General features: G+C 37.8%; 21 protein-coding genes. 15 read left to right on the top strand and 6 right to left on the bottom strand.

Going from position 1 to position 24,725, the window contains the following annotated elements; translation table 11 throughout:
• Nucleotides 1–51 precede the first annotated feature (51 nt).
• Complete coding sequence (gene add, locus PZ638_RS13690; RefSeq protein WP_272674301.1) at nt 52–1,080, bottom strand: adenosine deaminase; 1,029 nt, start codon at nt 1,078–1,080, stop codon at nt 52–54.
• A 135-nt stretch (nt 1,081–1,215) separates the two neighbouring features.
• Here add and PZ638_RS13695 point away from each other — a divergent pair, with 135 nt between their 5' ends.
• Nucleotides 1,216–1,884, top strand: a complete 669-nt coding sequence (locus tag PZ638_RS13695; protein WP_181489573.1) for a Crp/Fnr family transcriptional regulator — start codon at nt 1,216–1,218, stop codon at nt 1,882–1,884.
• A gap of 50 nt (nt 1,885–1,934) precedes the next feature.
• Here the strand turns inward: PZ638_RS13695 and PZ638_RS13700 are convergent, their stop codons facing one another.
• The 5 genes from PZ638_RS13700 to PZ638_RS13720 form a co-directional block, all read right to left on the bottom strand.
• A complete protein-coding gene (locus tag PZ638_RS13700; RefSeq protein ID WP_004255976.1) occupies nt 1,935–2,363 on the bottom strand; it encodes a TOBE domain-containing protein in 429 nt (142 codons plus the stop codon).
• Nucleotides 2,364–2,379: 16 nt separating this feature from the next.
• Nucleotides 2,380–3,138, bottom strand: coding sequence for a YnfC family lipoprotein (locus tag PZ638_RS13705; protein ID WP_110591491.1), 759 nt, complete (start codon nt 3,136–3,138; stop codon nt 2,380–2,382).
• A 191-nt stretch (nt 3,139–3,329) separates the two neighbouring features.
• On the bottom strand, nt 3,330–4,223 hold the full coding sequence (locus tag PZ638_RS13710; RefSeq protein ID WP_206277929.1) for a pirin family protein: 894 nt from the start codon (nt 4,221–4,223) through the stop codon (nt 3,330–3,332).
• A gap of 27 nt (nt 4,224–4,250) precedes the next feature.
• Nucleotides 4,251–4,529: a GNAT family N-acetyltransferase gene (locus PZ638_RS13715; protein WP_004255982.1), complete on the bottom strand. Its 279-nt coding sequence runs from the start codon at nt 4,527–4,529 to the stop codon at nt 4,251–4,253.
• 204 nt (nt 4,530–4,733) lie between these two features.
• Entirely contained in the window at nt 4,734–5,417 is a 684-nt protein-coding gene (locus tag PZ638_RS13720; protein ID WP_187367839.1) for a hypothetical protein, read from the bottom strand.
• Between the two features lie 1,045 nt (nt 5,418–6,462).
• Between PZ638_RS13720 and tssB the strand changes: the two genes are divergently transcribed.
• Genes tssB through tssM form a run of 14 tightly spaced genes read left to right on the top strand, consistent with a single transcriptional unit; the run spans nt 6,463 to nt 24,684 of the window.
• Entirely contained in the window at nt 6,463–6,963 is a 501-nt protein-coding gene (tssB, locus tag PZ638_RS13725; RefSeq protein ID WP_004908059.1) for a type VI secretion system contractile sheath small subunit, read from the top strand.
• 20 nt (nt 6,964–6,983) lie between these two features.
• Nucleotides 6,984–8,462, top strand: coding sequence for a type VI secretion system contractile sheath large subunit (gene tssC / locus PZ638_RS13730; protein ID WP_036957880.1), 1,479 nt, complete (start codon nt 6,984–6,986; stop codon nt 8,460–8,462).
• 5 nt (nt 8,463–8,467) lie between these two features.
• A complete protein-coding gene (tssE, locus tag PZ638_RS13735; RefSeq protein WP_094960750.1) occupies nt 8,468–8,899 on the top strand; it encodes a type VI secretion system baseplate subunit TssE in 432 nt (143 codons plus the stop codon).
• 7 nt (nt 8,900–8,906) lie between these two features.
• Nucleotides 8,907–10,682: a type VI secretion system baseplate subunit TssF gene (gene tssF / locus PZ638_RS13740; protein ID WP_004255992.1), complete on the top strand. Its 1,776-nt coding sequence runs from the start codon at nt 8,907–8,909 to the stop codon at nt 10,680–10,682.
• Nucleotides 10,646–11,683 carry a type VI secretion system baseplate subunit TssG gene (gene tssG / locus PZ638_RS13745; RefSeq protein WP_110591490.1) on the top strand — a complete coding sequence of 346 codons (1,038 nt, stop codon included), beginning with the start codon at nt 10,646–10,648 and terminating at the stop codon, nt 11,681–11,683. The genes tssF and tssG overlap by 37 nt, the downstream gene beginning before the upstream one ends.
• A gap of 5 nt (nt 11,684–11,688) precedes the next feature.
• Nucleotides 11,689–12,954 (top strand): type VI secretion system-associated FHA domain protein TagH, encoded by a 1,266-nt coding sequence (gene tagH / locus PZ638_RS13750; RefSeq protein ID WP_004908049.1) that lies wholly within the window; start codon nt 11,689–11,691, stop codon nt 12,952–12,954.
• Nucleotide 12,955: 1 nt separating this feature from the next.
• Nucleotides 12,956–13,507 (top strand): type VI secretion system lipoprotein TssJ, encoded by a 552-nt coding sequence (tssJ, locus tag PZ638_RS13755; protein WP_004908047.1) that lies wholly within the window; start codon nt 12,956–12,958, stop codon nt 13,505–13,507.
• A gap of 1 nt (nt 13,508) precedes the next feature.
• Nucleotides 13,509–14,867: a type VI secretion system baseplate subunit TssK gene (gene tssK / locus PZ638_RS13760; protein WP_004908045.1), complete on the top strand. Its 1,359-nt coding sequence runs from the start codon at nt 13,509–13,511 to the stop codon at nt 14,865–14,867.
• Entirely contained in the window at nt 14,860–15,615 is a 756-nt protein-coding gene (gene icmH / locus PZ638_RS13765) for a type IVB secretion system protein IcmH/DotU (RefSeq protein ID WP_004256004.1), read from the top strand. The genes tssK and icmH overlap by 8 nt, the downstream gene beginning before the upstream one ends.
• Before the next feature lie 8 nt (nt 15,616–15,623).
• Nucleotides 15,624–18,245: a type VI secretion system ATPase TssH gene (tssH, locus tag PZ638_RS13770; protein ID WP_094960748.1), complete on the top strand. Its 2,622-nt coding sequence runs from the start codon at nt 15,624–15,626 to the stop codon at nt 18,243–18,245.
• Nucleotides 18,242–19,030: a helix-turn-helix domain-containing protein gene (locus PZ638_RS13775; protein WP_004908041.1), complete on the top strand. Its 789-nt coding sequence runs from the start codon at nt 18,242–18,244 to the stop codon at nt 19,028–19,030. The genes tssH and PZ638_RS13775 overlap by 4 nt, the downstream gene beginning before the upstream one ends.
• Before the next feature lies 1 nt (nt 19,031).
• Nucleotides 19,032–19,682, top strand: a complete 651-nt coding sequence (gene vasI / locus PZ638_RS13780) for a type VI secretion system-associated protein VasI (protein WP_004256010.1) — start codon at nt 19,032–19,034, stop codon at nt 19,680–19,682.
• Nucleotides 19,683–19,687: 5 nt separating this feature from the next.
• A complete protein-coding gene (gene tssA / locus PZ638_RS13785) occupies nt 19,688–21,136 on the top strand; it encodes a type VI secretion system protein TssA (RefSeq protein ID WP_144140134.1) in 1,449 nt (482 codons plus the stop codon).
• A complete protein-coding gene (gene tssM / locus PZ638_RS13790; RefSeq protein ID WP_272674305.1) occupies nt 21,136–24,684 on the top strand; it encodes a type VI secretion system membrane subunit TssM in 3,549 nt (1,182 codons plus the stop codon). Before tssA ends, tssM begins: the two co-directional genes overlap by 1 nt.
• The last annotated feature ends 41 nt before the right edge of the window (nt 24,685–24,725 follow it).

The raw sequence follows: 24,725 nt of genomic DNA on the forward strand, positions 1-24,725 counted from the left end.
TGATACTAATCGGAGAAGGAAGATAAAATCCTCCTTCTCTTTCATTCTACCCTATTGATTTAATACCTTTTTAATCAATAGGGCTTTTTTTTCTTCCTCAATAAAGCTTGCCTGTAATGCATTTATATTACACTCAGTAAAATCAGCAGTACCCCAACCAAATATATCATGCAATAATTGGTATTCTTTATTTAATGTTACATTCGCCACTGTTCGCGCATCAGTATTTATATTTAATTTAACGCCCTGCTTCTTCAACTCATTAATAGGATGGTTTTCAATACTGTCAAAAACATTGCACACTAAATTGCAACTTGGACAAACTTCAAGTAATACATTTAACGCTTTGAGCTTTTTAATCGTATTTGAATTTTCAATACTTCTTACCCCATGTCCAATACGTGACACTTTTAATATATCCAATGTTTCAATCACACTTTCATAGCCTAAAGCCTCACCAGCATGTGCGATAACATTCCCTCCATGTTCCCTGACATACTTAAATGCCATTTCATGATTACCTAGTGAAAAACGGGCCTCATCTGCTGCTAAATCTAGTGCTACAACACCACGATATTGATACTCCACAACTAACTTTGCCGTTTCAAGACTTTGAGAGGCAGTAAAATGCCTCAAGGTACACAAAATCAAGCCCGCTTCTATTTCATACTTTTTAACTGCTGAATTAATCGCATCTAATGTTATATCAACAACTTCTCGGCTTGAAAGGCCTTGCTGAGTATGTAATAAAGGAGCAAACCGAATTTCGGCATAAATCACATTATCCATTTTGAATTGCTCAAACAAATCATCAACAGCCAGCACAATTGCAGATTTTGTCTGTAATATATTAAGTTGCGGTTCAATACAACGTAGAAAATCGCCAAGATCCTCGCATCTCGTTGGCGCAATAAAACCTTGTTTGAATTCATTAAACGTGAGTGTCGGAATAGCTTGTTTAACATAAGAAAAACTTAAACACGTATCTAAATGCACATGTAGTTCCACTTTTGGCATAGCGTTAATTGCTGTTTTTATACTTTTAGTAAATCCGCTTAAAGGTTTTAAAGACGCTTTCATGTTAGTATCCTGCGAGTTATTTTTGAATAAGCTTGCAGAGTTATTGCCATTTTAAAAAGGACATATGTCCTTTATTGCATACACCAATTTATGTCATACTGTTCTCCGAAAAGACCCATACTGAGAGAATAAATAGTGAAAAAAATTACCTCTTCTGAAAAAATTGAAGAATATTTTACTCTCTATCAGCTTGATAAAATTCTATCTGAGGAAACAATAAAGTCTGCAAAACTGCTTAAAATAGATACGTCTGAATACTTAATATCACAAAATGACAAAATTAATTTTATTTACTTTCTTGTTGCGGGAAAACTACAGGTTGAACGTTATGAAATAAACGGTGAACATGTTATTTTTTCATTTGAAAATGCCTTTTCAGTTATTGGTGATTTAGAGTTATTTCAGAATAATGACAGCAAAAAAAACCGTATCTATAGTACAATACAGGCAATTACTGAGTGTTATTTACTGGCATTTCCGTTACAGGTTATTCAGAAAAAAGAGCTTAACTCCCCTATTTTTTTACAGTTTATCTGTCAACATCTTAGCAAAAAGCTTTTTAATGCATCACAGCTACACTCTTCCTCTTCATTCTCTGCTGAATATAAATTGAGGCGCTATTTAATTTTTGCCGAAAGCCAGTATGGTTCTGAATTTAAATTGGAAAATCGCGATTCATTAGCTGCTATGCTCGGTGTATCTGTCAGGCAATTAAACCGTACACTAGTGAAATTAATTGAAAGGAAACTTATTGAACTTAAAGGTAAACACATTAAAATTATTGACCTAGAAAGCGCGTCATGATTACAAACGAATTACAAAAGGCTGCCATGACAGCCCTTCAATATTTTGCACTACTTCTTAGTTGCCAAAATAACACTAGAAGCTTTGATAATCGCAGTCACTTTACTTTTAACATTTAACCCCAACTCTACGGTACTATTATTTGTCACCACCGCAGATAACAAAGTTCCTGCAGTGGTTTTTAAATTTACCACAGAATTAACGCTTCCTTTTTCAATGGATTCAATTACACCATTAAATTGATTACGAGCAGAGAAATTATACTCTTCAGCGTTAGATACTAATACAACCCAAGGCGCTTTTATTACTGCTGTCGCCAGTTTACCTTTTTCTAAACCGAGTTGTTTAGTACTATTTTTGGTAATCACTGCCGCAATGCTTTCACCATGACCTAAATCGAGTATAACTTCATCATTTACCGCTCCCATTACAATTGAATCAACAACACCTGACAATTGGTTTCTTGCAGAAATAGCCATTGAATATCTCCTATACTTAATAAAAGTCGACTTCAGTAGTACTGTTTTTTAGTAGTTTAATCTCATTGCCATTCGAATTAAGACTTAAAATAAAGTCACATTTATAGGCAATATTCTTAGCGTTATAATCACACTTAGAATTGACGAGTAATATTGTTTGCCCCAACGCGCGTATGTCCATCATGTGATCAAACGGCTTACTCATATCTTTCCCATAAGTTACTATAGTCTCTGATATGATTGCATTATCTTTAAAATATTTTATCGTTGTTGGAAGTTTAAATTCATTATAATCATTTTTGCTATATTGTTTTTTCGTGTCAGCAAGCAGTGAGCCAGCAATAATGCCATCTTGGTTATATTGGTAGATTAATTCACCATTCGAATCTTTTTTAGACATTATTTGACAGTTATCACCTATCACCATTTCGACAGGCCCACTAACATCTCGACCAATCAATTTATTTTTAACTCGCTTTACAAAAAGATAGTTATGAGCACCATTTAAATACTCATCTTTCTTTTGATCAAAAGAAAAACTTTCCACACAACCATCATGACCAATTTTTAACATTGATTCATAATTAATTGATTTATCCTCATTATAAACAACTGATTTTATTTGCTTAACAGCACCTCTAACAGGATTGAAATCATAAAGCTGAGCCAGATTAAACACCACTGGGTTATATTGCTGTTCTTGAAACGCTAATGATGCAAAAGAAACAGGGAATAAACTTAAATAAATGATTCCCAATAGGTATTTTTTACTCATTTTTATCGTCTACCTCTAACGGCTACGGCTTGTTTTGACTTAAAAATAGCCTTTTGTATACATATTATCAGTTTTTCGATAAAAGTCAGGTTATGGACTCATAAACTTAGTACTAAAAACGAGCCTTAAATTAAATTTAAGGCCATTCTCGGTTTGCTTAAAATAAATAACAAAGAAGTTACTTAAATTGATTATGGCATAATTGGAGCCAGTGTAGGGTTGCGTTCATCATTAAAAACACGGCCAAAACGTGGGTTTCCTTGGTTCCATTCCTCAACAGCAGCATGAATATCAGCTTTAGTTCGACCAATAAAATTCCACCACATTAGTACAGATTCATTTAAAGGCTCACCACCGAGCAATAAAATATGACTATCTGAAGCTAGCTCTACAGAAATTTCAGTGATACTTTTGCCTAAATAAATTAATTCATTACTATTCACTTGCTGCCCTTCAATAACGGCACTTCCACTTACAACAAAAATACCGTATTCAAATTCAGAGCATAACGTTAAAACTTGTCGAGCGGTTTTCTTAGCAATAATATCGAGCCCGACCAAAGGGGAAAATGTCAGTGTTGGTGCTTTATAAGTACCATATTCCCCAACTAATAAGTTGAAATGCATTTCTCCTTCAGACCATCGAGGTAGCGTAGGATAATGGTCAAAACGTGGAGAAATATCTTTAACTGCTTCCGGTAAAGCGATCCACAGTTGTACAGCATGTAATCGGCGACTTTCTCCGTAGGTATCTTCGGAATGGCTGATCCCATAACCTGCCGTCATTAAATTGACCTGTCCTGGCCGAATAACTTGTTCATAACCAAGACTATCTCGATGTAATACTTCACCTTCAATCATCCAAGTGAATGTTTGTAAAGCGGTATGAGGGTGAGGTGATACCTTCATTCCCTCTGAATCCCCTTTAAAAACCGTAGGTCCAGCATGGTCAAGAAAGCACCAAGCACCTATTAGTCTACGTTCTCTTGTCGGTAAAACTCGTGCAACAGGAAGCCCACCAACATCTTTCGAGCGTGCTGTAATCAACTGTAAATTAAGTATTTTATCATTATTTTGAATACTCATGCTGACCTCATCAGTAATTAGCAAATATTATTGGCGGATATCATTGTATTCAGGTGTTCTATCGAATATTGCTTTTGCAAAAGGGCATAACGGAATAATTTTTCGTCCCTCCTCTCTCATTCGCTCAACAACCTTAGCAACTAGTAACTTTGCAATGCCTTGTCCTTTTAAGCTTTCATCAACCACCGTATGGTCAATAATCACCAGATCATCGCCAGTATAAACAAAGGTTATCTCAGCAATGCGAGTTTGCTTGTCATCAGATAAAATAAAAAAGCTATGGTGATCAGATTGGATATTCATCATAAATAACGCCCTCTAAATTAAATCAATTTAACTTAGAGTATGTGACGTATGCTGAAAAGACAATATTCTACAATTGTCGATGTGATCCAAATATTTTGAAGTTAGAATGTGGATAAAAGGAGAAAAAATGTTGCGACAGCGCTTAACTAGAGATTAAATTTAGTTTAACGCTGTTTTTCAATTGGTTAATTAATGTTCAGCACATTAATTTTCAGAAAAATTACTTATCACTGTATAGGTTAATGAGTTTTCTGAACTATCGATAACTTTTAATTTTACATTTCGATAAGAAATAATATCGCTATTCTTGAGGTTATACTGAATAGTATCGCCAAACCCTTGATTCTCAATATTCGAACCTATTTTCTGATAACTAACATCAACAACATGGCCATTTATCCCATTGAAAATTAAGGCTTCTTCAAATGAGTTACCATCAGTATTATTTAGTTTTACTTGTTCGATTTGTGCTTTATCACTACAAACAGCAACATTAACATCTGTTACGATACAAATCTCATTAGGAGTAGAGTCTTTTTTAATTAAAAGTGAATTCCAAGGCTGCCCTAAAACCTCAACAACGACCGAACCAGAGTCAACTATTTGGTCTGGCATATAAAAATCGCCTTTATCACTTGACCCCACTTTTTTGAATACACCTGGAATAATTTTGTAAGCCAAATCTATCTGCACAGGGTTTAATATTTTAATTCCGTCTATTTCGCTAATGTTGCCTTCTCTTACTAAGGGTTGCCCTACTGTAATATGGTTCACCTGACCTATTCGGGGTTCACTAATTTTCTGTGATTCAGGAACATAGTTATACTCAGTCACTGCACATCCAGATAAAGAAACAATACAAAAAACTGGAACTAATAATTTATTCATCTTGATAAAATCCATGGCATTAAGATATTAAATATTATCTTTATAAAACAATTTCAACAAGTTACTACTTATGTTCCTGCCAGCTAATAGATAGGAAACCTTCGGCTTATCATTCACTTTGAAATTTTTCCATTTTAATGAAGCCAACAACTACAATAATAGAACTGATACATTGCCCACAAATGATTATGATAATCATTTGTGATAATAGATTTACCTTAAGGCGTTAAAAGAAAAAGAGTTATTGAATTTATAGTCCAGGCTCTTCCGTTGGCTGAATAGGGTTTGTTACAAATAATAAAATATTTATTTTTATAACTTGTTGAAATTTGTCTTTTACCTCATAGAGTTTCCCAATCATCCTAATTTATGTGATTTACAATTTCATTTCTTACTCAATCAAGAGGTAATTATGACTTCATCATGTCAACATTAATACTTCCGTTCATTTTCAAACTTTTCATATAAAAACATAAGATGATCCCCCTATAAATTTCATATTAATTTTGTAAAAAAATAAATCTCATTTCTCTTTAATAAAATTAAATAGATAATCAAATTAAATTATGTAAGAAAAATATATGAATATGTTACATGCTGTAAAAAATTGATTTACATCACAGACTTTTCATACTTAATTTTCTTAAACAAGATTTATCTAGCGTGCAAAAATACTTATACTTATCATTATTCTGATAAAAAAATCGCCATATAAACTATGAATACGCATTATGAGATTATGAGTGAAATTTTCAACTAAAATACCCCATGAAAATAGAATACATTTCAAACTAAATATCACGAAATTATATTCAAATAACAATTTACATGTTGATCCTAAGTTAAATTTGTATATTATTAACAAACTAAAAAATACAACATAAAAATTTGATAGTTTAAACACCTTTCTGGGAAAAAAATTCTTAACATAGAATCTGTTCTGTGTAGGGAACTGTATGCTCTAAATTTATTATTAATTTTTAATTTAGGCATTTGAATTTATGGAATGAAGTTATCGTATACTCATACAAGGAGATTCACTTAAATGAGTAAGAAAAATCTCGGTAGTGTTGCCCCTAAAGAAAGAATTAATATCAAATATACACCTAATACAGGTGGAGCTCAGGCTGAAGTTGAACTTCCTTTAAATATGCTGATTGTGGGTGATATGACAGGTAAAACTGAAGATACCCCAATAGAAGAACGAAAAGCAATTTCAATTAATCAAAACAATTTCAATTCAGTTATGGAAAGTGCAGGTATTAATTTAAATATCAACGTCCGTAATACACTTGAAAACACCAGTGATTCTGAGCTTAATGTCAATCTAGATGTAAAATCTCTGCAAGATTTTTCACCAGATAATATTGCTCGCCAAGTTCCTGAGTTAAACAAACTTCTTGAATTACGAGAAGCTTTAGTTGCATTAAAAGGTCCTCTAGGCAATGTCCCTGCTTTTAGAAAGCGTCTTCAAGAATTACTTGAAAATAAAGAAACACGCGAACAACTTCTAAAAGAACTCGATATTGCCGCTAATCAAAAATAATGTTTATAGAGGATTATTTCATGTCACTAAATACAGAAGCTCTAGGCCAACAAGCCCCAGCATCTAACGGCTCTCTTTTAGATGAAATCATGGCTCAGTCACGTATGTCACCTGAGACTGAAGCGTATGATATTGCAAAGCAAGGCGTTGCAGCTTTCATTAGTAATCTTTTCGCAAATGAATCAGAAGACCAACAAATCAATAGATTATTAATTGATAAAATGCTGGTTGAGCTTGATAACAAACTAAGCGCCCAAGTTGATGAAATTATTCACGCGCCTAAATTTCAAGAAATTGAAGCATCATGGCGCTCCCTGAAATTACTCGTTGACCGTACTGATTTTAGAGAAAATATCAAAATCAATATTCTTCATGCAACAAAAGAAGAGTTATTAGAAGATTTTGAATTTTCTCCTGAAATTGTTCAGTCTGGTTTTTATCAGCACGTTTATTCTTCAGGTTATGGACAATTTGGCGGCGAGCCAGTTGCAGCAATTGTTGGGAACTATGCATTTAACAACACAGCGCCTGATATGAAGTTAATGCAATATGTCAGCACTGTCGGAGCGATGGCACATGCGCCATTCTTATCATCTGTTTCCCCTAATTTCTTCGGCATTAATAGTTATGCTGAATTACCTGCGATTAAAGATCTTAAATCTGTCTTCGAAGGCCCTGCACATACGAAGTGGCGCTCTCTGAGAGAAGCAGAGGATTCGCGTTACTTAGGATTAACGGCACCACGTTTCTTATTACGCTTACCATACTCCCCAACAGAAAACCCAGTGAAAATGTTTAACTATTCCGAAAATGTTAAACAAGACCATGAGCACTACTTATGGGGTAATACCGCATTCTTACTCGCAAGCTGTATCAATGATAGTTTTGCACAATACCGTTGGTGCCCAAATATTATTGGCCCACAAAGTGGCGGTACCGTCAATGACCTCCCTGTACACATGTTCGAAGCGATGGGTGAGTTACAAACTAAAATACCAACCGAAGTTTTAGTTACTGATCGTAGAGAATTTGAACTGGCAGAAGAAGGCTTTATTACCCTAACAATGCGTAAAGGTAGTGATAACGCGGCATTCTTCTCTGCAAACTCAGTTCAAAAAGCCAAAACCTTCCCAAATACCCCAGAGGGTAAAATGGCAGAAACTAACTATAAGTTAGGAACCCAGCTGCCATACATGTTTATTATCAACCGATTAGCTCATTACATTAAAGTGCTACAACGTGAGCAAATTGGCTCTTGGAAAGAGCGCCAAGACCTTGAGCGTGAACTGAATATCTGGCTTAAACAATATGTTGCGGACCAAGAAAACCCGCCAGCAGATGTTCGTAGTAAACGCCCTCTTCGTTCAGCTGAAATTAAAGTGCTTGATGTTGAAGGTGATCCAGGTTGGTATCAAGTCGCAATTCAAGTTCGTCCACACTTCAAATATATGGGCGCAAACTTTGAATTATCACTTGTTGGTCGCCTTGATAAAGAGTAACAGTGATGTCATTCAATCATGGCTGGTCCCCTAACAGCGGAGCCAGCTTATTCGATCGAATTAAGAGGAAAAATGCGAGTTTTTCCTCTCGTTCACGCACAAATACACTCATTGAATCAATTAAACAAAATTTAAATTATGTCCTGAATAGTCGGCCGAATGGTTGCCAAGGCTCACCATGTCTAGGGATACCTGATTTAAATGATGCGACTCAATCTGCGGTTGATTTTAAAACCGAATTAGAGAATAGCATTGCAAGTTGTATCCTCACTTATGAACCTAGGATCACAAGTGTTGATGTGCAATTCATTGAAAATGATGCAGATAGTTTATCTTTACAATTCAGTATTAATGCTTGTATTGACTTAGATAATCAACAGCAACTCATTGAGTTTAATATGTATTTGGATAGTAATCGTAGATATCAGTTAAAGTAGCACTCTTATGTCATCAAAAAACTATTTTACGAATGAATCAGAATACTTAAAGGATTTGGCAGAACAAGTTGCGCAAGAAAAACCGCAGCTTGTTAATCTGTTATCCAATAAAATTCAAGATCCTGATAGTGCCCGTATTATCGACGGATTATCATATTTATCGGGTAATTTACGGCAGCAAATCGATAGGCAATTCCCTGAATTAACCAATAGCTTAGCAAATATGCTATGGCCAAATTACGCACGTCCTGTGCCTAGTATGACAATTGTTGAATACCAGCCTAATTATTCTGAATGCCACCACGCGATAAAAATTTCAGCAGGCCAACTCTTTAATGCAACACCTATTTATGTACAAAATGAAAATACCAACCAAGAAACTTTATTTCAATGTCGATTTAGCCAAAGTCGTGATCTCTGGTTAATACCAGCGAAAATTACGCAAACTTTACAAAGAACAACCGCCATTGAAATAACATTTGAATTGGATGGAATACAACCTCTCGCAAACATTGGTTTAAATAAATTATGTTTTTATTTAAATGGTTCTCCATTTACAACAAATCAGCTTTATTTTTTATTAAGTCAGCATATACAGAATGCCTCACTAGTCACAGATGAGCATGTATTGCCACTTAACCAGTTTGCAGTGAAACCTGTCGGTTTTCAAAAACAGGATGCATTACTCCCTTACCCAAAAAATAGTTATGATGGCTACCGCATCTTACAAGAGTTTTTCTGTTTTCCTGAAGCCTTTCTATTTTTGGATATTCAAGGAATGGATGACATTCCCTTAGCTATCCAAACCAAGCAATTCAAACTTGTTATTAATTTTGATAAAGAAATCCCCGATGGGGTTATTCTTCATAACGATAGTATTAAACTGAATTGCACTCCCATAGTGAATTTATTCCGTGCTGACAGTGAAGCAATCAATCTCACAGGAAAAGATGAGGAATATGTATTAAGCCCTAATTACCAATACGCCCACTGTTTTGATATTTTTTCCGTTAATGAAGTTTATGGATTACGCTATCCATCTGAAGCTAAAGCTTACCCGGTCACCTATACCGCATTTGAAAGTTTTTATCATCAAAACCATCACGAGCAAAATGATGGATATTATCGTTTAAAAATAACTCAAAAAGAGCGTACCTATGGTTACGCCCATCGGCTTTCTTTTGTTCGTCAACACGAACACCAATTACAACAATGCGAAGAAACGGTTTCGATTTCGCTCAATTGTACTAATCGCTATATCGCATCCCAGTTATCTACACGCTCAATTGATTTAGACCGTTCATTTATGCCTTATGGGCCTTTATCAGCTAAAAATTTATTCAAACCAACAGTTCCCTTATACCCACTGCTCGATAAAACGTTGTATTGGTCAGAACTAACTAATTTATCCCTAAATTATCAATCTTTACTGAACCTAGATTCATTAAAAAAAATATTACAACTTTATGATTTACCTTCAGTTTATGACAAGCAGACCGCAAGGCAATCCCAAAAGCGTTTAGATGCATTAGTTGATTTACATTCAGAGCATATCGAACGTATCTACAAAGGGCTGCCAGTTCGTGGTTTAAAAACAACCTTGGTAGTACGTCAGAACGCTTTTCTTTCTGAGGGAAGCTTGTTCTTGTTTTGCACTGTTATTGCTCAATTTTTTACCTTGTATACCAGCATTAATATGTTCCATGAGTTAGAGGTTCTTAACCTTGATAATAAGGAAATTTATCAGTGGCCAGCACAAATCAACCAGCACATACTGAAATAATCGATCGCTGGCTGGAACAAGCTGGCCCATCGGTTACAGAGTATAATTTTTATCAACTTGTTGAATTATTAAATAAAATGATTCATCAAGACATGGATATCACTCGTGATAGTAGCGATATTATTCGCTTTAAATCACACTCTAATGTTGCGTTCCCAACGAGAGATGTCGTGTCTTTTGAAAAAAATGCCACTCATCAATATGAGCTAGAAGTTGCTTTTCTCGGGCTACAAGGAAGCCAGTCACCACTTCCTGGTTATTACCTTGATGAATTTGCTTGGGAAGATGCACAGCAAATCCCAGGGATTTCTGATTTTTTAAATATCTTTAATCATCGATTGCTCTCATTGCTCTATCGTATCTGGCGAAAATATCGCTACTACATCTGTTTTGAGAATAAAGGCCAAGATTCCTTCTCCCAATATATGTTTTCTCTTGTTGGTTTAGGAAATGGAGTTAATCGCGGACGGATTAAAATCAATCACAGCAAAATGCTCGCTTATGCAGGGCTTTTAGCGAGTCCGAGCCGTTCAGCAGATGTCATTAGCAGTCTAATATCCCATTGTTTTGACTTAGAAAATGTATCGGTTATTGGTTGGGAAACGCGCCGTGTTCCTATCCCAGAATCACAACAAAATAAGTTAGGTATTATTTCTCATCAACCCGGACAAAAATCTCGCCCTCGAATGTTATTAGGTGAAAATTTTAGTCTTGGATCTCATATACATGATTGCAACGGAAAATGCACTATAGAAATCAGTGAGTTAACTATAGAGCGTTATATGCGTTTTTTACCTAACGGTAGTGATTTCGCTCCTCTCGTCGCCTTCGTTTCTTACATTTTTCATGAGCAATTAGCTTGGGATTTACGTCTTAGTATTGCCGAAGATCAAGCTGAAGGTTTCTGTTTAGGTAAAAAAAATCATAACCAATTAGGTTGGCAAAGCTTTTTAGGGAAACCGGCTAAAAAGCCAAGTGTCACCATTACGGTATTGGAATAAAAGACATGGATAAACATCAGCCAACAATTTCATTTAGCATAACGAATAGTGAACAACTAGAAAGTGGTTACCTACCGAGTGCAACATTGACCCAACATGGCGGCCTAATTGGTAGTGGCAATCAATGTGACTGGAAAATTCAAGACGGTGATGGTGCTATCTCTGCCAGCCAGTTTACTGTTTTCTGGAAAGATCAGCATTTTTGTTTAAAAGTAAACTCAGGCTCTGTTTACATTAATCACGCGATTATACCGTTACATCTTGATGCGGTGAAGCTTGCCCAAGGAGATCAAATTAGAGTGGGCAAACTGGTTATTACAACCAATATTAGTTTAACTGGGCAGCCTGTACAAAATATGATGGCAGCGACACCGCAATCTATTGTTGCAAAAGATCATAATCCTTTAGATTCATTATTTGATATTGATACGGTAAATAATGAAAACAAAGAGTCCCCATTTGTTCCAACTGTTCAAGGTGCTCTCACTACAGATCCCTTACAAGCGCTAGAAAATGAAAATCTCAGTTTAATTTCTAAGAGTCAATCCGTCGTCTCAGAACCTTCTTTATTGAGTGACCCACTCTCTTATTCACCTGCCCTTGCGATATCAGATAATCAAGAGAATACCATGGTACAAGAATTTATTGATTTACCCAAAATTACACCTTTCGAAGATGAACACATGACCGATATTGATCATGTTGCCATTAACCCTCTCATGAATGGTTTAGGTATCCATCTTAATTTAGCGAGCTCTCAACAAGCTAATGACTTTCTCATAGAACTCGGTAAAACAATGAAAGCTGCTGTTGAAGGTTTACTCGCTTTGCAGCAACAGCAGGAGAGTTTACAGGATAAGCAACTTCGCCCTATTGAAGATAACCCGCTACGTCTAAACAGTAGTTATGAAGATACGATGAAATTGATGTTTACAGATGAACGTAGCCCTGTTCACCTTTCAGCACCTTCCGCCGTCACTGAAAGTCTGCACAATATGCAGTTACATTACCATGCAAATCAAGAAGCGATATCGACAGCTTTAGCAACAATGCTTGCGGCTTTTTCTCCAGAACATTTATTAAACCGTTTTTCCCAATACCGACGTGCTTCAGATAACACGCCAATGACTGATGGCTGGGCATGGGAAATGTACAGTAACTATTACAAAGAGCTTTCTTCATCGCGGCAGCAGGGTTTTGAAAAATTATTCTATGAAGTTTATTCCCATGCTTATGACCGAGCATTAAGAAAAGGCCTAGAGGAAGCTTAAAATGCAGCTTAGAACTTTCTCAGTGTTACTGTTATTTGCCTCATTTTTCATTTTGAGTGGGTGCAGTAAAACGTTACAGACAGCGTCAAAAGTGGGGCAAATTCTATTGGACCCGTCGATTCCCGTTGGCTATCCAAAAGATCAGCCATCCACTGTTGATTTAACCATCCTCGCTGAACCCTATATTAATCCTAATCAGGAAGATGAAGCTGCACCGATAAATATCCAAATTGTTTATCTTAATGAAGATTCTTTATTTGGCTCTTTAGATCATGACCAGATAGAAGCTAAAGATGGGGACTTAGAGAAAGTTCTGAAGAAAAATTATATAGACCACCAAGATTACACTATCTTGCCGGGCCAATATAAGCCCTTCCCGACGATGACACTACAGGCATCTAATCGTTATATCGGCATTATTGCCTATTATTCAGACCCTGATAATGCGGAATGGAAAAAAATAGTTAAAGCCCGAGGAAAAGGACGACACTACTTTATTTTAGCTCACATTAGAGAAAACGAAATCGAATTTAGACAAGAAGAGGATGATTAATATGTCGACTAAAAATAGAGTAATTTGGCGTGAAGGGCTATTTATCAAACCTCAACATTTTCAGCAACAGCAACGTCATCAAGATTACGTTACTGAAAGTATTTTAAAGAGCTTTATCTCTCATTTTTGGGGATTCAGTACGTTATCGTTAAGTAACGATTTATATTCGTTAGGTCGTATTGGTATTCAAGAAGCTTCTGGCGTTATGCCAGACGGCACAATTTTCTCTATTCCAAACCAAGATTTATCACCACAACCAATTGATATAAAAAACATTACTGATAGTGATAGTAATGTCATCTACCTTGCCTTTCCTTTAGCTAATGGGAACGTTGGTGAAATCTCAAATGAGCATAATGGGAGCCGTTTACTTTCACGTTATAGTGAAAGTACAGAAAATGTTCGTGATTTACATACTGAAAATGGTGATTTAAGTACTATCCACGTTGCACGATTAAACCCTATCCTCAAGCAAGGTAAAAGTGGCTTAGACGCTTACGTGGCATTGCCCATATGCCGTATTAGAGAACGTAATGCCAACGGAAGCTTAACGCTTGATAACGATTATATTCCAAGCCTCCTGAATATTCGGGCATCGCTATTACTCAATGAATTTCTTACTGAGATTGAAGGCACTTTGTATGAACGAGGTAAACAAATAGCCTCCCGAATTGGTGCCCCTGGCCAGCAAGGTGTTGCGGATGTCGCTGAATTTATGATGCTACAAGTACTCAACCGTACCTATCCACTTTATTCACATTATGCGCAAGAGCCAGTCATTCACCCTGAAAAGCTTTTTCGGGATTTATTGGAACTTTGTGGCGAGCTGCAAACATTCACGAATTCGTCTCGCTTACCCGATACCATTGCAAAATATAAGCACTTTGATTTAACAGATAGTTTTCTCCCATTAATAAAAAGTATCCGTGAAGCATTAAGTGTTGTCTTGACGCCGCGTGCAATTCCTATTCCGTTACAAATCCAAGAACACGGTATTCGAGTGGCGACTATTCATGACAAACAACTGCTCCAAAAAGCGGAATTTATTATTGCAGTTAAGTCACAGATGCCACAGGAACAACTACGCCGGCAGTTCCCACAGCAAACTAAAGTGACCACGGTAAATAATATTCGTAGCTTGGTCAGTGTTCAAATACCGGGGGTCCCTTTATCCCCTCTTTCAACTGCTCCACGGCAATTACCTTATCATTCTGGGTATAACTACTTCCATTTTGATCAACAAGGTAATGAATGGAAGGGGATCCAGCAGGATGGCAATATCGCCTTCCACGTTTCTGGCAATTTCCCTGATTTAGATATTCAGTTATGGGCAATAAGAGATGGAGCACTCTATGACTGATAATATTTTGCTTAATCACGATGTTGATAGCGGTATTTCACAGAAGAATTACCAAATCCCACTTAGGGGTAACAACATTAACCCAATGATCGATGCTGCAACGCCACTTTTAGGTATGGTTTTACGAATGAAAGCGATGTCTGAAACGCCACTTTCAGAGAAACTTTACCAGCAAGTGGTCATGGACATCACGTCTATTGAACAGCAACTGCAAATACAAGGTTACGAGCCTGGGGCCATTGTTTCGTTTCGTTATGTCTTGTGCACTTTCATTGATGAAACAGCGCTTGGATTGGGCTGGGATCAAGAAAATGGCTGGGTAAAACAGTCATTACTTGTCCACTTTCATAATGAGTCATGGGGTGGCGAAAAGGTCTTTATCTTAATTGAAAGATTATTAGGTGAGCCCAAACGTTACCTCGACCTCATTGAGTTTATCTACCTTTGTCTCTGTCTTGGATACCGAGGTCGTTACAAAGTATCTGCGGGGCAAAATGATGAATTCAACCATTTGCTTAGACGCTTACAAAAACAAATACAACAACTTAAAGGCGATGCAAAACCGATTATCCTGTTTGAAAAAGGGGATAACAAGCAGAGCCGCTACCGTTTAGGTAAGCGGTTAGGCGTACGTTACATCATCATTGGTGCGGCAATATTAGCATTTATTATTTATCAGATTTACTCATCCCAACTGAATTACCAAACACTCAGAATTGTGGAACAACTTAATACTTTACTCGGCTAGGACGCATTATGATCCAAATTGATCTCTCAACACTTGTTAACCGATTACACCCGATTGCTAAGCATGCGTTAGAAAGCGCAGCAGCCTACTGTGTAAGCCATCAACAACCTGAAATTACGATTGCTCAGTTTCTTCAGAAACTCATTGAAACGCCATTAACTGACATTCGCCTAATCAGCCAGAAGAGCACTTTGGATATTAATAAGCTGTCAGAATTATTAGATATTCAAATTCCACCTCATCAAGCTATTACACAGAGCTATCCGAGCTTCTCTCCTTTATTGGTAGAGTGGATGAAAGACAGCTGGTTACTTGCATCGACAGAATTCAACCACAGTGAACTTCGCTCAGGTGTTCTCTTTCTCACATTATTACAAATGCCGTTACGTTACCTCCCAAAACCGGTTGCAGACATGCTTTCGCAAGTTAATCGAGAGCAATTAAAACTCAGTTTTGATAAGTGGACAGAAGGGTCTGCTGAATCGCCTTTTGACGAACAAGCACCTCAAAATAACGGCAAAATCGCGTCGGACTCATTGTTAGCAAAATTTACGCAAAACATGACCGAACAAGCTCGAAATAATGAGCTCGACCCTGTTTTATGTCGCGATCATGAAATCGACCTTATGATTGATATCCTTTGCCGCCGTCGGAAAAATAACCCTGTCGTCGTTGGGGAACCAGGCGTTGGGAAAAGCGCGCTTATTGAAGGCCTCGCATTGCGTATTATCGCCGGTGAAATCCCTGAAAAATTAAGAGGATGTGAACTTCTAACCTTAGATTTAGGTGCATTGCAAGCCGGTGCAGCGGTTAAAGGTGAATTTGAGAAACGCTTTAAAGGCATCATGCAAGAAGTTTCTCAATCTCCTCACCCCATAATTCTATTCATTGATGAAGCGCACACATTGATTGGTGCAGGTAATCAACAGGGTGGCCTAGATGTTTCCAATTTATTGAAACCTGCATTAGCGCGCGGTGAATTGAGAACAATCGCCGCAACCACCTGGAGCGAGTATAAAAAATACTTCGAAAAAGATGCTGCGCTAGCCCGCCGTTTTCAGTTAGTTCAAGTTAAAGAGCCCACATCTGCGGACGCAATTATCATTATGCGTGGTTTACGCGCTATTTATGAAAAAGCACACAATGTTTTTATCGATGATGAAGCACTTCGAGCCAGTGCTGAACTCAGTGAACGTTATATTTCAGGACGTCAATTACCTGATAAAGCCATTGACGTATTAGACACCGCATGTGCAAGGGCAGCGATCAATTTATCTTCGCCGCCAAAAATGCTCTCTTCATTAAAAACAGATCTCCAGCAAATAGAGATGGAGACAGCGATATTAAAAAGAGAACATCATCTTGGCTTGGATAATCACTCAGAACGCCTTGAGGAATTAGCATCAAAAGCAAATGAGATTGAGCAAAAAGCTTCCGATATACAACAAGCATGGGAACAACAACAAGCGCTTGTTTCGCAAATTATTACTTTGCGCTCAACGTTATTAGACGATGAGAATACTGAGCCCCAATCTGAAGAAACTTGCAAAGTTGATGAGCTGAAACAGGAATTACAAACATTAGACCAGCAACTCGCTCAACTACATGAAACACATTTGCTTGTTTCGCCACACGTCGATAAAAAACAAATTGCAGCCGTTATCGCAGAATGGACAGGCGTACCATTAAACCGATTATCGCAAGATGCTTTATCTATTGTTACAGACCTTCCCAGCTATTTAGAAGAAAGCATTAAAGGGCAATCATTAGCAATACAGTGCTTACATAAACATTTGTTAACGGCACGCGCTGATTTACGCCGCCCAGGTCGCCCTCTTGGTGCATTTTTATTGGCAGGGCCAAGTGGTGTCGGTAAAACAGAAACCGTGATCCAAATTGCACAATTAATGTTTGGTGGAACTCAATACCTAACGACCATTAATATGTCTGAGTTTCAAGAAAAGCATACGGTATCTCGTCTCATCGGTTCGCCACCAGGTTATGTCGGCTATGGTGAGGGGGGGATATTAACAGAAGCTATTCGTCAGAAGCCTTATTCTGTTGTACTACTTGATGAAGTCGAAAAAGCCCATCCAGACGTTCTAAATTTGTTCTATCAAGCGTTTGATAAAGGCGAGATAGCCGATGGTGAAGGACGAGTCATTGATTGTAAAAATATCGCATTCTTCCTAACGTCTAATTTAGGTGACCATGTGATTACCGCGTATGCGGACAAGCCTGATGAGCTGCAAGATGCACTTTATCCTGAGCTCACCACATTTTTTAAACCCGCCCTACTGGCCCGCATGGAAATTGTTCCTTATTTACCTCTTTCGGCTGATATTTTACGGCAAATTGTTGATAGTAAGCTGACGCGTCTTATGATCTTATTGAAACAACGTTTTAATGCAAAAATCCAGTTAGAAGATAGCGTCCCTAATGAAATTTTACGTCGAGCTTCTCGCGCTGAAAATGGTGCTCGTATCTTAGAATCAATTATTGACGGTGCCTTATTACCGCCTCTTTCTTTGTTGCTCCTTCAATTCAGTGCCCGTAATGAAACCATCTCCCATATTCGTTTAACAACGGAAAATGATGAATTTATTGCGGAGGTTAACAAAGAAAAATGAAAGCAAGACTAAAAAATGCACTTGCTCTTCTTGAGTGCCATGACGTAGAAGCGCTAGCCGTTCAATTTTTGACATATAGTTTTTCGCGTAGCGTATTCAGCGGGCTAATTATTTCATTGGTCAATAAAACCGAAAATAGATTAGAAAGCTGGAACATTGACCACTCACTCCAAGTTCAAAGCCATTTTTTAGACACTGATATTACTGATGCCGATCACCCTTTAATTCAACTTGTATTAAAGGGTGAACCCACATTTTGGAAGAATTTACAGCAAGGTAGCTACATTAATAACGCGTCATTACGTGATTTTATTTCGCAGCTTCCTGTTAATACTGGGCTGTATAGCTTACCACTGCATGATCTGAACCATAAACCATGCGGTGCCATTATTCTTTTAGGGCAGGCCAAAGAGTTAGAAAATTTCGAGCAAGGCATTTTCCCTATTTATTGCGAGCTCTTTCATCAGCAATTAAAACGCATTCTTGAATTGGCAAATACGCAACAAAAAATTTCGCACTTGCAATATCTCAATCAGTTGCAGAAAGAAAAGGAAGTAAGCCTCAATGAGGCCTTAAACATATTAACGGCATCAATCACAAGTATGGAACCAATAACAAATAACCCAAAAGATATTAATGATTTAGAGGCTGCTGTAGAGAGCTATGAAAAAGAAATTTTATTAAACAAGCGGCGAGAGCTAAAGGGAGATATCAACGCAATGGCAGAACACCTCAACATATCTAAGCGTGCGCTGATATATAAATTGAAGAAGTACGGAGTATAAAATGAAAATACTGAAACTCTTTTTTTGCTCTTTGATGCTAGTTTTCTTCGCTTTGTCTGGAAAAGCTGAAAGCAATATTAGCCAGAAGATCGCAGAAGAACTCACCCAGTGTCGTCTAGAATCTTCTCAGCTTATTCGCTTAGATTGCTATGACAAAATAGCGCTGTCCTCGACGCCTGCAGCAAATACTTCACCTAATATTGCTCAAATGGGGAAAACTTGGCGCCAAGCTTATGAACACGAAATGAAACGTGTCGAAAATAGTGCGGGTTTCTTAGTCTCAGTACCTGAAAATGGTGATTACCCCGTCATTATGACTATCCCTGCCATTGGTTTTCAACCTCCGCGCCCTGTTCTCATGTTGAGCTGCATCGACAACATTACCCGTATGCAGATTATTTTACCCAATAAACAAGATGCAGGCAGTGTCATGGTCTCGACTGATAGAACGCAATTCACTGCAGAATGGTTTTTACGCGAAAATGGCTATGTATTGGAATCAAGCCGTGGTTTACCTGGCATAGATGAAATCAAGCGTTTATTAAATGGCGAAAAATTGACTTTAAAATTAACTAATAACGAAAAACTAACGTTCAATATTTCAGGGATGTCCCAAGAAATTAAACCATTAAGAGCCGCTTGCCACTGGTAAAAATAATGACAAACAATACCCCTTATTCTTGGAAAGAACAGTTACTTGCCCATCTTGATGAACAGCTGGTGTGTAGTGCTGTGAACGATAGTGACCCCGACTGGGAGTATATCGATAGTGAAATGATAAAATTCGGCTCTCTCAGTCACAGCCAATTAGATGTTAAAGAAATTCAACGTCGGTGTTTGCGGTTGCTTGAAACACAGACAAAGGATTTCCGCTTAATCGTTCACTTATTACGTACCTTACAGCATGCAGGTGAACCTAAAGAATTAGTTTTAGCAGCGCAGATCCTTTCTGATTTTACGCGCCAGTATTGGCATGTCTGCTATCCAACGAATATTAAGCTCAAGCTACGCTTAGCGAACCAAATTATAAAACGCTTCGAGTCAGTAAACGATATTTTTTGCCGTTCTGCTAATAGCAAAATGCGTGATGATATCCTGGGATCTTTTGCCTATTTAGCTCAATTTTGGCATGAACAGAGCCCCGAACTTTCTGAACAAATTGATGCATTGAGCCGAGGTTATCAGCGAATTGAAGAAAGCGAACAGCCCATAGTGTTAGCTTCAGCACCAAAAGAAGCCGCAATGCCTATTACTGAAACTGTACAACCACCAGCAAATAGCTTTGTCATGCCAGCAATCAATATAAATCAGCATGACGAAAGACAATGGAAGCAAACGCTACTCCAAGTTTCAGAAGTTATTTGTTTACAAATGCCTGAAAGTTCAGTTGGTTATCGCTTACGACGTTATGCTATCTGGCATTCCATTACAATGTTGCCCCAAGCCGATCGTCAAGGTAAAACCCCCTTAGCGCCGGTTTCGATGGATCGCATAATGGATTACAAAGCCCAACTTTCTCAACCATCAAACTCCCTATTAAATAATGTAGAGCAAAGCTTATCACTATCGCCTTATTGGCTAGAAGGCCACATGCTCGCAGCACAAGCAGCAGCTAAACTGGGTTATTCAGAAGTCGCGAATGGTATCGCAGAAGAGTTACGTCTTTTTTTAGCTCGCATTCCAAACCTCGTCAATTTGCATTTTTCTGATATGAGCCCTTTCGTCCCCGACAGCGTGAAAGAATGGTTAGAAGATTGTCGCCAAACAGAGAGTGGCCAATTATCTCATTCAAATACCACATTATTACAGCAAGACGTTTTACTGTGCTATGAACAACAAGGGCTTGAAGCCGCATTGAAGCTCATTGAATCAAGCCTTGTAACTGCAATAGAGCCTAGAGATAAATTTTATGGGCAATTATTGTCAGCGCAACTATTCGAGCTCTCAGGAATGGGCTATATGGCGGCCCACTTATATCAGCAACTTTATACCGCTACTTTACACTTTTCACTCGAGGATTGGGAACCCAGCCTCGTAAGACAACTCGTTCAAAAAACAGACAAAATACCAGAAACAACAATGACTATGGATAGGGATCTACAATAATGAAATTACCGTTTTTCTCCATTTCAAACATAACCAATTCGGTAAAAAAACTGTTTTTTGCTGATAGGCCAAAAATTGCCTCCTTTTTCCTATTTTTATTAGCGTTACTCCCTGCGCTCGTCATTGTGTGGATTTGGTGGTGGGGGCCAACATTCACTTATCAAGACTCAATGCCATTTAGTACACTCACCTCACGCTGGCTTGCTACGCTAATTATTATTTTGCTTGTCGTCAGTTGGATAGGTTTAGTTACATGGCGTCGAGTAAAAAAACTTGAAGCGTTAAAACTCGATGTTGAGTTAGCCGTTGTTGACCCCGTTAGGCAGGATATTGACTTCCAAAATCGTTATTTAGACTATTGGAAATCTCAATTTACTCGTCACCTAAATGGCCATTCTAAAGCTGTTTATTTGCGTCCTTGGTATTTTGTTTTAGGTGCAAACCAAAGCGGAAAACATAGCTTATTAAAAAATACGCTGAATCCATTGGATATCGCACCAAGCGACAATATCGTTAATGAACAAAAGCTGCCTTTAAATATCGAGTGCTTGTTAACGGATAGTGCCGTTCTTTTTGTTCCTAACGGCAAGCTATTGACTCAACCAAATGAACATAATGAGAAACCTCAACTCTATCATCGGTTGTGGGAAGAGTTACTTAATTGGATAAAGACTAATCGCTCAAGACAACCCATGAACGGGATTATTTTAACAGTAGATACCTTATCCCTACTCACCAATACGAAAGAGCAAAATAGCCAATTGATTGCCGACCTGCAAATGCGTATTGAAGAAATTAGAATGACTTTTAATAGTCAACTACCATTATATATCGTATTAACGAAGCTCGATTTATTACGTGGTTTCGATTCAATGTACCAGTCATTGGATGCACAACAACGTAACCAAGTATTGGGTGTTTCTTTCGACCTTAAATCTCAAAAAGATTGGAAGACGGGTTTAACGCACTTCTGGTTACAGTGGGTTAACCAAATGAATAGCGCACTACCTGAAATGATGCTACAACGAGCGGAAGGTAATCAACGTAGTGATTTATTCAGCTTTGTACGTCAAATAGAAGGGTTACAGAGCCACGTTATAACATTAATTAATGCACTGTTGATTAATAACGAACAACATAACATTTGTTTAAGGGGTGTTTATCTCACCTCTGCATTACAGATTGGCCAAATAGACGATGTCTTTAGCCAAACGGCATCCGTGCAATACCATTTACCGACAGCCCCACTAACAACTTGGCCAATCAATGATAGCCCCCCTTACTTTACACATAATTTATTTGACCAAGTCCTTTTCAGTGAGCCCAATTTAGCAGCTGAAAATCAATATTGGGTCAAAAAACACCGTTCTCGTCTCTTAGTCACAACACTGGCCAGTTTTGCCGGTTTAATTGCGCTTTGGAGTGGTTGGAATCACTATTATGATAAAAACTACCGCGCCGGTGAGAGTGTGCTTAATGAGGTTAAAGCCTTTAGAACGATAGATAATAACGTCCAAAAAGATACTGATGGTAGCTTACAACTTCCCGTCCTCAACCCATTGCGTGAAGCGACACTTGCCTATGGGAACCACCGCGATAAAAATGCGCTGTTTTCTGATATGGGGCTGTATCAAGGCCAAAAAGTCGGCCCACAAGTTGAGCAAGTTTATCTGCAATTACTGACCGAACGTTTCTTACCCGCAATTATGTCAGGGCTTTTAATTGAACTTAATAATGCAGATAAGGGCAGTGAAGATAAACTCGAAATTTTACGCATTATGCGCATGTTAGAAGATAAAACAGGGCGCAATAATGGCATGGTTGAAGACTTTATGGCGAATTATTGGAGCCATCTCTTCACTGGGCAACGTGAAAAACAAATGCTATTAAAAGCACACTTACGTTATGCGCTTGAACACACGGATTGGAAAACGGAAAGAGACAACGGTCTGATGACTGCGATTAAGGCCTTCACGCCTTTTGCGACCCCCATTAAAAATGCCCAGAAAGAACTCAGTGTGTTATCGCTTTATCAACGTGTGTACCAGGCATTACGGCTAAAAGCCAACCAAGAACTTTCAGCGCCTTTAAATTTGCAATATCAGATAGGCCCAAGTTTTAATACTGTTTTTACCGCTATTGATGAGGATAAATTAGAAATCCCACAGTTTTTAACACGTTCAGGATTATTAAACTATTTTATTCGCCAAAATGACAAATTAGTTGAACTCACGTTGCTTGATGCTTGGGTGCTCAATCTCACATCAAATACCCAATATAGTGAGAATGACCGTAAAGAAATTCAACGTCAAATCAGTGAGCAATATATCAGTGATTATATCGCTCAATGGCGTAACGGAATGAGTAATTTAGAAATTCGTGAATTTGACTCAATCCAAGATGAAATTATCGCTCTTGAACAAATCATCAGCGGAGAACAGCCTTTACGTCGTGCCTTACAAGTTTTGCGTGATAATACGGTTATTCCATCCATTGATGAAAATTTACCTATTGAGAAACAAAAAGCCTTGATGGCAGAACCTTCTTACCGTTTATTAACACGTTTAGATAGAGAATTCACACCCCAAACAGAAATACTGGTCAGTAATCAAGGAGAAAACTTACAGAATCTCAATCAAAAATTGAATGATTTGCATCGATATTTGTTGGGAATACAAAACTCTCCAGTACCGGGCAAAGCGGCACTTAAAGCAGTTTCCATGCGACTCAATGATAATAATAAAGATGCCATATTTGAACTATCACAAATGGCTAAAACATTGCCTGAACCGCTCAATCGTTGGGTAGATGAACTTGCAGAACAAGCCTGGAATGTTGTCCAGAAAGAAGCTATTCGACATATGGAAGTTGAATGGAATGAAAATGTTGTAAAACAATATAATACCTATATTGCTGGTCGCTATCCGTTTAATCCAAACTCAAAACAAGATGTTCCATTAAGTGAGTTCGAACGCTTCTTTAAACCTAATGGCACACTCGATAGCTTCTATCAACAGAACTTACGTTTATTTGTTGAAAATAACTTAGTCGATAATAGGGATAGTCAATCACTGATCCGCTCTGATGTTTTAGCGCAAATTGAAACTGCAAATCGCATAAGAGAAACCTTCTTTAATGCACAAGGTAATTTAGAAGCACAATTTGCAGTTGAACCCCTTTCATTAAGTGGCAATAAACGCCGTAGTATCTTAAATCTTGACGGTCAGCTTATTGATTATGCCCATAGCCGCAGCCATGTCACGCATCTCGTTTGGCCAAACTCGATGCGTTCAAATATTGAAAGTAAACTGACTCTAGTTCCGCTTTCCGGCGATAAATCGCCTCGTTCAATTAGTTTCTCAGGACCGTGGGCACAAATGCGCTTAGTCGACAGTGCGAAGTTAATGAATATCAAATCCAATTCATTCGATATTCGTTTCACGATTGATAGCGGTGATATGACTTATCGAGTACTCGTTGATGAGTCTAATAATCCTTTCTTCGGAGGATTATTCACAAAGTTCCGTTTACCTGAAACCCTTTACTAATGTGATTGCCTCCACTTTATGTGGGGGCATAGGATATTCAA

This window comes from Providencia hangzhouensis (assembly GCF_029193595.2).
Lineage (GTDB): Bacteria > Pseudomonadota > Gammaproteobacteria > Enterobacterales > Enterobacteriaceae > Providencia > Providencia hangzhouensis.